Source organism: Mesorhizobium sp. M1E.F.Ca.ET.041.01.1.1 (assembly GCF_003997355.1).
In the GTDB taxonomy this organism is placed as follows: Bacteria; Pseudomonadota; Alphaproteobacteria; order Rhizobiales; family Rhizobiaceae; genus Mesorhizobium.
On record NZ_RZSL01000271.1, the window covers coordinates 1 to 8,198 of the forward strand.

General features: G+C 65.2%; 8 protein-coding genes and 1 pseudogene. 3 read left to right on the forward strand and 6 right to left on the reverse strand.

The window, feature by feature from the left end; genetic code table 11:
- A pseudogene (locus EOA38_RS20925) lies at window positions 1-117 on the forward strand (carbohydrate ABC transporter permease); the annotation flags it as partial.
- A 23-nt stretch (window positions 118-140) separates the two neighbouring features.
- Window positions 141-1,613, forward strand: coding sequence for a M81 family metallopeptidase (locus EOA38_RS20930; protein WP_127300127.1), 1,473 nt, complete (start codon window positions 141-143; stop codon window positions 1,611-1,613).
- Window positions 1,614-1,781: 168 nt separating this feature from the next.
- On the opposite strand, the gene EOA38_RS20935 is transcribed toward EOA38_RS20930, so the two are convergent.
- The 6 genes from EOA38_RS20935 to EOA38_RS20960 form a co-directional block, all read right to left on the reverse strand.
- On the reverse strand, window positions 1,782-3,836 hold the full coding sequence (locus EOA38_RS20935; protein ID WP_127300128.1) for a M3 family metallopeptidase: 2,055 nt from the start codon (window positions 3,834-3,836) through the stop codon (window positions 1,782-1,784).
- 130 nt (window positions 3,837-3,966) lie between these two features.
- Window positions 3,967-4,383: a DUF4440 domain-containing protein gene (locus EOA38_RS20940; protein ID WP_126091290.1), complete on the reverse strand. Its 417-nt coding sequence runs from the start codon at window positions 4,381-4,383 to the stop codon at window positions 3,967-3,969.
- A 7-nt stretch (window positions 4,384-4,390) separates the two neighbouring features.
- Window positions 4,391-5,035, reverse strand: a complete 645-nt coding sequence (locus EOA38_RS20945) for a carbonic anhydrase (protein WP_127300129.1) — start codon at window positions 5,033-5,035, stop codon at window positions 4,391-4,393.
- A gap of 150 nt (window positions 5,036-5,185) precedes the next feature.
- The gene (locus EOA38_RS20950; protein ID WP_127300130.1) at window positions 5,186-5,980 is read right to left on the reverse strand and encodes a DUF429 domain-containing protein; all 795 of its coding nucleotides are present in this window, start codon (window positions 5,978-5,980) and stop codon (window positions 5,186-5,188) included.
- Between the two features lie 59 nt (window positions 5,981-6,039).
- The gene (gene pdxY / locus EOA38_RS20955; protein WP_127300131.1) at window positions 6,040-6,924 is read right to left on the reverse strand and encodes a pyridoxal kinase PdxY; all 885 of its coding nucleotides are present in this window, start codon (window positions 6,922-6,924) and stop codon (window positions 6,040-6,042) included.
- Between the two features lie 12 nt (window positions 6,925-6,936).
- Window positions 6,937-7,188: a hypothetical protein gene (locus tag EOA38_RS20960; protein ID WP_126091294.1), complete on the reverse strand. Its 252-nt coding sequence runs from the start codon at window positions 7,186-7,188 to the stop codon at window positions 6,937-6,939.
- 153 nt (window positions 7,189-7,341) lie between these two features.
- Between EOA38_RS20960 and EOA38_RS20965 the strand changes: the two genes are divergently transcribed.
- Window positions 7,342-7,986 (forward strand): LemA family protein, encoded by a 645-nt coding sequence (locus EOA38_RS20965; protein WP_126091295.1) that lies wholly within the window; start codon window positions 7,342-7,344, stop codon window positions 7,984-7,986.
- The last annotated feature ends 212 nt before the right edge of the window (window positions 7,987-8,198 follow it).

An 8,198-nucleotide genomic window follows, 5' to 3' on the forward strand; every position in this document is an offset into this window, starting at 1 on the left:
ATCGAATGGCACCATGTCATGGCGGCCACGCTGCTGGCCACCTTGCCGGTCGCGATCCTGTTCATCTGGCTGCAACGCTATCTCGTCCGGGGCTTGGCGCTCGGGGCCGTAAAATAGCTGTCATTGTCCATGGAGTTTTGATGCGCATCTTCACCGCCTCGCTGGCGACGGAAACCAACACCTTCTCGCCGGTGCCGACCGACCGGGCCTCGTTCGAGATGGCCTTCTATGCCGGCCCCGGCAAGCATCCGGAGACGCCGACGCTCTGCTCCTCGCCGATCGTCGCGCTGCGCCGGCGCTCGGCGAAGGAAGGCCTGACCGTCATCGAGGGAACCGCCACCTGGGCGGAGCCCGGCGGGCTTGTGCAGCGGCAGACTTTCGAGGCGCTGCGCGACGAGATCCTCGATCAGTTGAAGGCGGCCCTGCCGGTCGATGCGGTGATCCTTGGCCTGCACGGCGCCATGGTGGCGCAAGGCTATGACGACTGCGAAGGTAATCTGCTGGAGCGCGTGCGCGCGATCGTCGGGCCGAAGGTGGTGATCGCCTCGGAATTCGATCCGCACAGCCATTTGACGCCGAAGCGCGTTGCGGCTTGCGATTTCATGGCTTACTTCCTCGAATTTCCGCACACCGATTTCTACGAACGCGGCGAGCATGTGGTCGAGATCGGCCTCGCGGCGGCGCGCGGCGAGATCAAGCCGGTGATCTCGACCTTCGACTGCCGCATGATCCAGGTGCTGCCGACGAGCCGCGAACCGATGCGTTCGTTCGTCGACAAAATCAAGGCGCTGCACGGCAAGGACGGCGTGCTGTCGGTCTCGGTCATCCATGGCTTCATGGCCGCCGACGTGCCGGAGATGGGAACGCGCATCCTGGTCGTCACCGACAACGACAAGGCAAAGGGCGACCGTCTCGCGGAGACGCTGGGGCGCGAGCTCTACACCCTGCGCGAGAAGACCGCGATGACGATGCTTTCCGCCGCCGCCGGCATCGAGCGGGCGCTTGCCGTGCGCGCTGAAAGACAAGACAAGCCGGCGGTCATCGCCGACATATGGGACAACCCCGGCGGCGGCGTGCCGGGCGACGGCACCATCGTGCTGCGCGAATTGTTGGCGCGCGGCGTCGACAAGGTCGGCGTCGCGACGATCTGGGACCCCATCGCGGTGACTTTCTGCCATGCCGCGGGTGAGGGCGCGGTCATCGACCTGCGTTTCGGCGGCAAGGCCGGTCCCCAGGCCGGCGAGCCCATAGACGCGCGCGTCACAGTGTTGAAGGCCGTCGGCGAAGGCTGGCAGAGTTTCGGGCCGAGCCGGGTGACGCTGGGGCCGTCAGCGGTGGTTCGCATCGAAGGCACCGAGGTCGACGTCATCCTCAACACCAACCGCACCCAGACCTTCGAGCCGGATATTTTTTCCAACATCGGCATCGATCCGCTGTCGAAAGACATCCTGCTGGTCAAGTCGACCAACCATTTCTACGCCGGCTTCGCGCCGATCGCCGCCGAGATCATCTATGTGACGGCGCCGAGCTCCTATCCGAGCAATCCGGCGGCGACGGATTACAAGAAGCTGAAGCGGCCGATCTGGCCGCGGGTGGAGGATCCGTGGAGCTGATAAGTCTCCCCCCTTGAGGGGGAGATGTCGCCGAAGGCGACAGAGGGGGTCGCCTCAACTGCCGCGACGCCCCGCGGTGGTGAAGGAGAACGTCGGCGCTTCACGCGCGGCGACCCCCTCTGGCCGCTTCGCGGCCATCTCCCCCTCAAGGGGGGAGATCAGTCGGCGCTACACCAATCCCCGCTTCACCATCATCGCTCCGGGCGACGGCATCTTGCCACGGAAGGCGGTGTATAGCTCCTCAGGGTCCTTCGAGCCGCCGGCGGCGTAGATGTTCTTCCTCAGCCGCTCAGCCAGTTCCAGATTGAAGGGATCGCCCGTTTCCTCGAAGGCCGAGAAGGCGTCGGCGTCGAGCACTTCCGACCACATGTAGGAATAGTAGCCGGCTGAATAACCATCGCCCGAAAAGACGTGGCCGAAATGCGGGGTGCGGTGGCGCATCGCGATGGTGTCGGGCATGGCGAGCTTTTCGAGCGTTTCGGCTTCGAACTGAAGCGGCGTGTTCGGCGCGTCCGGACACGCGTGGTAAGCCATGTCGATCAGAGCCGAGGCGGTGAATTCGACCGTGGCGAAGCCGGCGCCGAAAGTGCGGGCGGCAAGCATCTTGTCGAGCAGGTCTTTCGGCATCGGCTTGCCGGTCTTGACGTGCAGCGCGTGCTTTTCCAGCACCGCCGGCACCGTCAGCCAATGCTCGTAAAGCTGTGAGGGGAGTTCGACAAAGTCGCGGCTCACCGAGGTTCCGGAGACTGATGGCCAGGTGACGTCGGTCAGCATGCCGTGCAGCGCATGGCCGAATTCGTGGAACAGCGTCTTCGCCTCATCGACCGACAGCAGCGCCGCCTCGCCGGCCGGCGGCTTGGCGAAGTTCATGATGTTGTAGATCACCGGCTTGGCGCCCGGCCCAAGCTTGTAGCCGGATTTCAGCGCGCTCATCCAGGCGCCGGAGCGCTTTGACGGCCGCGCGAAATAGTCGGCCAGGAACAGGCCGCGCTCGCCGCCGTCGGCATTCTTCACCACAAAGACGCGCGCGTCGGGATGCCAGGCCGCAATGCCCTTCTTCTCCTCGAAGCTGATGCCGAACAGGCGCGTGGCGACGTCGAAGCAGGCTTCGATGACGCGATCGAGCTGCAAATAGGGCTTCAATTCGGCCTCGTCGAAGGCGAATTTCTCGGCGCGCAGCTTCTCCTGATAGAAGCGCCAGTCCCACGCCGCGAATGTCTCGTTGCTGCCGGCTTCCGTTGCCAGCCGCTCCAGCTCCTTCTGGTCGGTCGCTGCCTTTTTCAGCGCCTTTTCCCAGACAGGGTCGAGCAGGTTGTGCACCGCCTTCGGCGTCTTCGCCATCGTGTCATCGAGCTTCAGCGCCGCGAAAGACTCGTAGCCGAGCAATTTGGCCTTCTCGGCGCGCAGTGTCAGCATGTTGCGCACCACATCCGTGTTGTCGGTGGCGCCGCTGTTCTGGCCGCGCATGGTGAAGGCGCGGAAGGCTGTCTCGCGCAGGTCGCGGCGCTCGGAAAAGGTCGAGAACGGCTCGTAGATCGAGCGCGACAGCGTCACCGCATAGCGGCCCTTCTGGCCGCGCATCTCGGCGGCTTCCGCCATGGCGCTCTTCAGGAAATCCGGCAGGCCGGCGAGATCGGCCTCGTCGAGGAACAGCGCCCAGTCGCGCTCGTCGGCCAGCACGTTCTGGCCGAATTTGGTGCCGAGCGAGGACAGCTCCTCGTTGATGGCGGCGAGCCGCTTCTTGCCCTCGGCGTCCAGTTTCGCGCCCGACCGGACAAAGCCCTTCCAGGTCTTTTCCAAGACGCGCAGCGTTTCCGGATCGAGCTCCAGGCTCTCGCGGCGCTGGTAAAGGTCATCGATGCGGGCGAACAGCTTCTCGTTCATCGAGATCGCCGAGAAATGCCGCGACATCTTTGGCGAAACCTCGCGCTCCATCGCCTGGATGGTGTCGTTGGTGTGGGCGCCGGCGCGGCACCAGAAGATCGACGAGACATGGTCCAGCGGCTCGCCGGCAAGCTCAAGTGCTGCCAGCGTGTTTTCGACCGTCGGCGTCTCGGTGTTGCCGGCGATCGCGTCGATCTCGGCCTGATGCGCCTCAAGCGCCGCGTCGAAGACAGGGCCAAAATCATTGTCGCCGATGCGGGAGAAATCCGGCAGGCCGAGCGGGCCTTGCCAAAGGGTCAACGGATGGGCGGCGAGGTCGACGGTCTTCAAGGATGACATGAGCGATTCCGGTGGGCTGGGTAAAGGCGGGTCGCACCGGATGTAGGGCGATGCTTCCTGTCGCGCAACAAACTGATTGCGCAATTCCGGACGGAAACCGCTATGCGCTTTTCCTGGAATTGCTTTGTGCTTAGTAAGCGCTGCAGTCCTGCGCGATCGCCGTCTGGGTGCTGGCGGTGATGCGGCCGGCAAGGACGGTGAAGGTCTCGCGCATCAGCGTGTCGTTTTCCGGGAAGTCGTAGCAGGCGAGCACGGTGGTCTCACCGTTCTCGCTTTTCTCGATTCGGTGGCGGATCGCGGCGCCCGCGACCGCGTCTTGCCACTGGTCGATCGAGTCGATGAATTCCTGCTTGTTCTGAACGACGCCAAGGTCCTCGAGCGTCATGCGCGCGTCGTCGGCAAGCAGGGCCGACAATTCGGCGCGGTCGGCGGCGAGCAGCGCCGCATACCAGCGGTCGATGACGGCGCTGTCATCGGCGCGAGCGGCAAGGAGAGAGAACAGCAGCGCGACGGTGGCAAAGACGGCATGGCGAAAATGACGATGCATCCTAGCCTCACTCCATTTCCAGCCGCTCGAAATCGCCGGTCTCCTTGTTCATCACCCAGAGCTCGCCGGTCGAGATGTCGAACCAAGCGCCGTGCAGCGTGAGCCTGCCCTTGCCCTCGAGGATCGAGACGCAGGGAAAGGTCCTGAGATTGGCAATCGAATAGCGGATCGAGATGCGCTCCAGCGCGGTCTGGCGCTCCGTCGCCGTCATGAAGGTGCTCGCCGTGACGGTTTCGGCAGCCGGCGCGATCAGGCTCATCCATTTGCCGATGAAATCGCCGGGCGACAGCGGCGCCGAATTGGTGTCGAGCGCGGCGCGGATGCCGCCGCAGCGGCCATGTCCCATCACCACGATGTTCTTCACCTTCAGGCTCTGCACGGCGAATTCGAGCGCGGCCGAGGTCGAGTGGTACTCGCCGTCCGGCTCATAAGGCGGCACCAGGTTGCCGACATTGCGCAGCACGAAGAGCTCGCCGGGGCCGGCATCAAAGATCGCTTCCGGCGCCGAGCGGGAATCGCAGCAGGCGACGATCATCGTCTCGGGCGACTGGCCCTCGCGCGCCAGCGAGCGGTAGCGCCCGCTTTCGGCGGGATAGCGGCCGCTCATGAAGTTGCGGTAGCCGGTCAGCAGGTGCTCGGGGAGGTGAGGCATGGGCAGCTAGAGCCTTTCCGGGGGTTGGAGGCGGCAGCTCGTTGCGATCGAGAAAAGGCTCTAACGGCAAAAGCCGGTCGCGAGCAATGCCGAATTGCGGATGGCAGCGTCGCAAACGCATGCCGCCAAAGCCGCGCAGCCGATTTTGCCTCAAGCCCAGATGGCGACGGGAATGCCGAAACGGTCGGTCAGCGGCGGGTCGGGCGACGGCCGCGCCTCGCCGCTGGCGATCCGTCCGGCAATCAGCATCATGGCCGCCGCGTCGAGGAAGTCGTCGCTTGCGGCACCTTTCGGCGGCGGCTGGTCGAGGAAGGCTTTCTCGTAGCCGTGCCGGCAAAGCAGCGCCTTGCGCTCGTCCATGCCGGCCGGGTTGACCGCGCCCTTGATCTTCTTCGGCAGCGCCATCGCCGCGCCGCCGTTCAGCCGGCAGAAGGCCACTTCAGGGTGCGATTCGAAGATGCGACCCCGCAGATCCGACCGCTCGATCAAAAGCGCGTCGATCTCGCGGATCTTCGCAAAGATGCCGAAAGCCTGGATGGAAACGCCGCGCGGCGGATCGGAGGTGGCCATCGCCACCGTGCTCGCCCGCCGGTGCGCCGCGTACCAAGCCTCGACCGTGGTGAAGTCGCTGGTGTCGGCATAGAGCGCCGCGCGCGAAGGGATGGCAAAGACGCTCGATTGCCGTGCTCCGAGCAGCGGCCGCACCAGCGCCTCCGGCCCGCGGCCGCCCCGGCGGGAAAGATCCGGCAGGCCGATCGGCATGTCGACGGCGATCGTGGCATCGGGCAGGGTGTCAAGCAGCGCCTGGAAGCGCGGGAAGACCGAGACCGATGGCGCGGCATCAGCAGCGCGGTGGACGGCGATCCAGCCGGCCTTGCAGCCGTCGACGCCGGCCAGAGCGGGATGCAGGTCTGCATCCCGCTCTGGCTGTTTGTTTAGCTGCATTTCTGCGACGCCAAGTGATTCCACTTGGCTGCAAAATGCTTTGGCGCCGCCGCCTGGCGTCACGCCCGCTTGTCCCGTCCGGGATGGAGGAGATGGCGAAGCTGCACCATGGCCATCGGATGCGACAGGCTCTGCGCGTCGGTCTCGAGCTGCAGCTCGTCGCCACCGCGTTTTGCGGTGCGCGCCAGGATCTCGTAGACGGCGGCCGTGGTCGACTGCAGCGCCTTCGGAGGCGGCTGGCCGGAGAGGATACGGGCGAGATAGATGGCGGCCGTCAGGTCGCCCAGTCCGTTCGGCGGCTTCTCGATCACGCGGTGCTCTGCAAGCAGCGCCTGGCTGCCGTCGAGCAGGAAATTGCCGGTACCGCCAGCCATCATCGACGGCGCCGAGGTGACCAGCATGGTGGAAGGGCCGGCGTGAAGCGCGGCCGCCATCACCGACTTGATGTCGGGCAGCGGCGCGCCGGCCATCCATTCGAGCTCGTAGCGGTTGGGCGTGGCGATGTCGGCGATCGACATCAGTCTGTCACGGAGCGCTGCGGCCGTCGATTCCGGCACGTAGAGCCCGCCCGAATCGCCCATGACAGGATCGCAGACATAAAGGGCGCCTGGCGTCTTCGTCTTGACGGCGGCGACCAGCGAGGCGACGGCCTCGGCCTGGCCGGCCTCGCCGAGATAGCCCGAGAGCACCGCCTTGACCTCACCCAACCAAGGCGCGCGCTCGAGATCGGCCATCAGCGCCTTGAACTGGTCGAGCGGCGGCACGATGCGGGTGGCGCGGCTGTGGCCCGGGTGCCAGGGCAGGATGACGGTGGGTACCGCCCAGACCGGAAAGCCCAGTGTCTCGAGCGCGAAGACCGCGGCGCGGTTGCCGACCGAGCCGCGGGCGACATGGCTGGAGATGACGATGACCGCACGCGGCGCGCCAGTTTTTTCTGCATTCATGGAAGTCGATTCCTAACCGCCCCGCGTGGCGACATACACCAGCCAGGCCAACAGCCCAATGGCGATGATGAGGCCGAGCGTTCGGCCAATGCGGGTGCCCCAAACTTCGATCGGATCGGATCGGTCGGCATCCGCGGCGGTCACGTGGTCGCGCGCGCCCTTCGCGGTGCGGGTGATGAACGATGCGCCGCCCGGCGCCGTCTCGCGCGCCACGCGCTCGAGGATGCGGCGCGATTCGCTTTCGTCGTCCCGGCGCTCGGTCATGGCAAATGTCCTTTCCTGTCGGGAGCTTAGCGTGTTCGTGCAAGCATTCACAGGGGTTCACGGCCGGCCAGAAGCAACATCACGGCCGGGTCATTTTCTTGCGCGCGGATTGTGCTATTGCTTCGCATGCAACTTTGACCCGAGGGACCAATCATGTTTGCCCAGCGCCTTTCCTTACCCTCCGCTTTTCGTAGCTTGCCTGCCTTGCTGATGATGGCTTTCGTGCTGCCGCTGCTTGCCGGCTGCGGCTACAACACCATCCCGACGGCGGAGGAGAACGCCAAGGCGGCCTGGAGCGAGGTGCTGAACCAGTATCAGCGCCGCGCCGATCTGATCCCGAACCTTGTCGAGACGGTCAAAGGCTATGCGTCGCATGAGAAGGACACGCTCGACGCGGTCGTCGAGGCGCGCGCCAAGGCAACGCAGATCACGGTGACGCCGGATACGCTGAAGGATCCGGAAGCCCTCAAGAAGTTCCAGGATGCCCAGGCTGGGCTGACGGGCGCGCTGTCGCGGCTGATCGCGGTGTCGGAAAACTATCCCGACCTCAAGGCCAACCAGAATTTCCTGGCGCTGCAGGCGCAGCTCGAAGGCACGGAAAACCGCATTGCGGTGGCGCGCCGCGACTACATCCAGGCGGTCAAGGACTACAATCTGACGCTGAGGACATTCCCCTCGGTGCTGTGGGCGACCTTCTGGTTCCGCGGCAACGAGCCGTTCGCCAACTTCACCGTCGAGGAAGACAAGATGCAGGTGCCGAAGGTGAATTTCGGCACGAGCACGAAGCAGGGCGGGTGAGCTGACCTAATAGATCGAGCCTGCTGGCCTTGCGCTCCGTCCCACCCCCCTCTGTCCTGCCGGACATCTCCCCCGCAAGGGGGGAGATTGGCCGTCATCTGTCCTTTCGCCAATTTCCGTCGTCTGAAGGAGATGGCCGGCGGCGAAGCTGCCAATCTCCCCCCTTGCGGGGGAGATGGCCGGCAGGCCAGAGGGGGGTGCGCAGGAACACC

Excerpts from the sequence above, each read along its gene's own strand:
- pdxY (WP_127300131.1), bottom strand. The coding sequence starts at position 6,924 with ATGAATGCAGAAAAAACTGGCGCGCCGCGTGCGGTCATCGTCATCTCC.
- EOA38_RS20960 (WP_126091294.1), bottom strand. The coding sequence starts at position 7,188 with ATGACCGAGCGCCGGGACGACGAAAGCGAATCGCGCCGCATCCTCGAG.
- EOA38_RS20950 (WP_127300130.1), bottom strand. The coding sequence starts at position 5,980 with ATGCAGCTAAACAAACAGCCAGAGCGGGATGCAGACCTGCATCCCGCT.
- EOA38_RS20930 (WP_127300127.1), top strand. The coding sequence starts at position 141 with ATGCGCATCTTCACCGCCTCGCTGGCGACGGAAACCAACACCTTCTCG.
- EOA38_RS20945 (WP_127300129.1), bottom strand. The coding sequence starts at position 5,035 with ATGCCTCACCTCCCCGAGCACCTGCTGACCGGCTACCGCAACTTCATG.
- EOA38_RS20965 (WP_126091295.1), top strand. The coding sequence starts at position 7,342 with ATGTTTGCCCAGCGCCTTTCCTTACCCTCCGCTTTTCGTAGCTTGCCT.
- EOA38_RS20940 (WP_126091290.1), bottom strand. The coding sequence starts at position 4,383 with ATGCATCGTCATTTTCGCCATGCCGTCTTTGCCACCGTCGCGCTGCTG.
- EOA38_RS20935 (WP_127300128.1), bottom strand. The coding sequence starts at position 3,836 with ATGTCATCCTTGAAGACCGTCGACCTCGCCGCCCATCCGTTGACCCTT.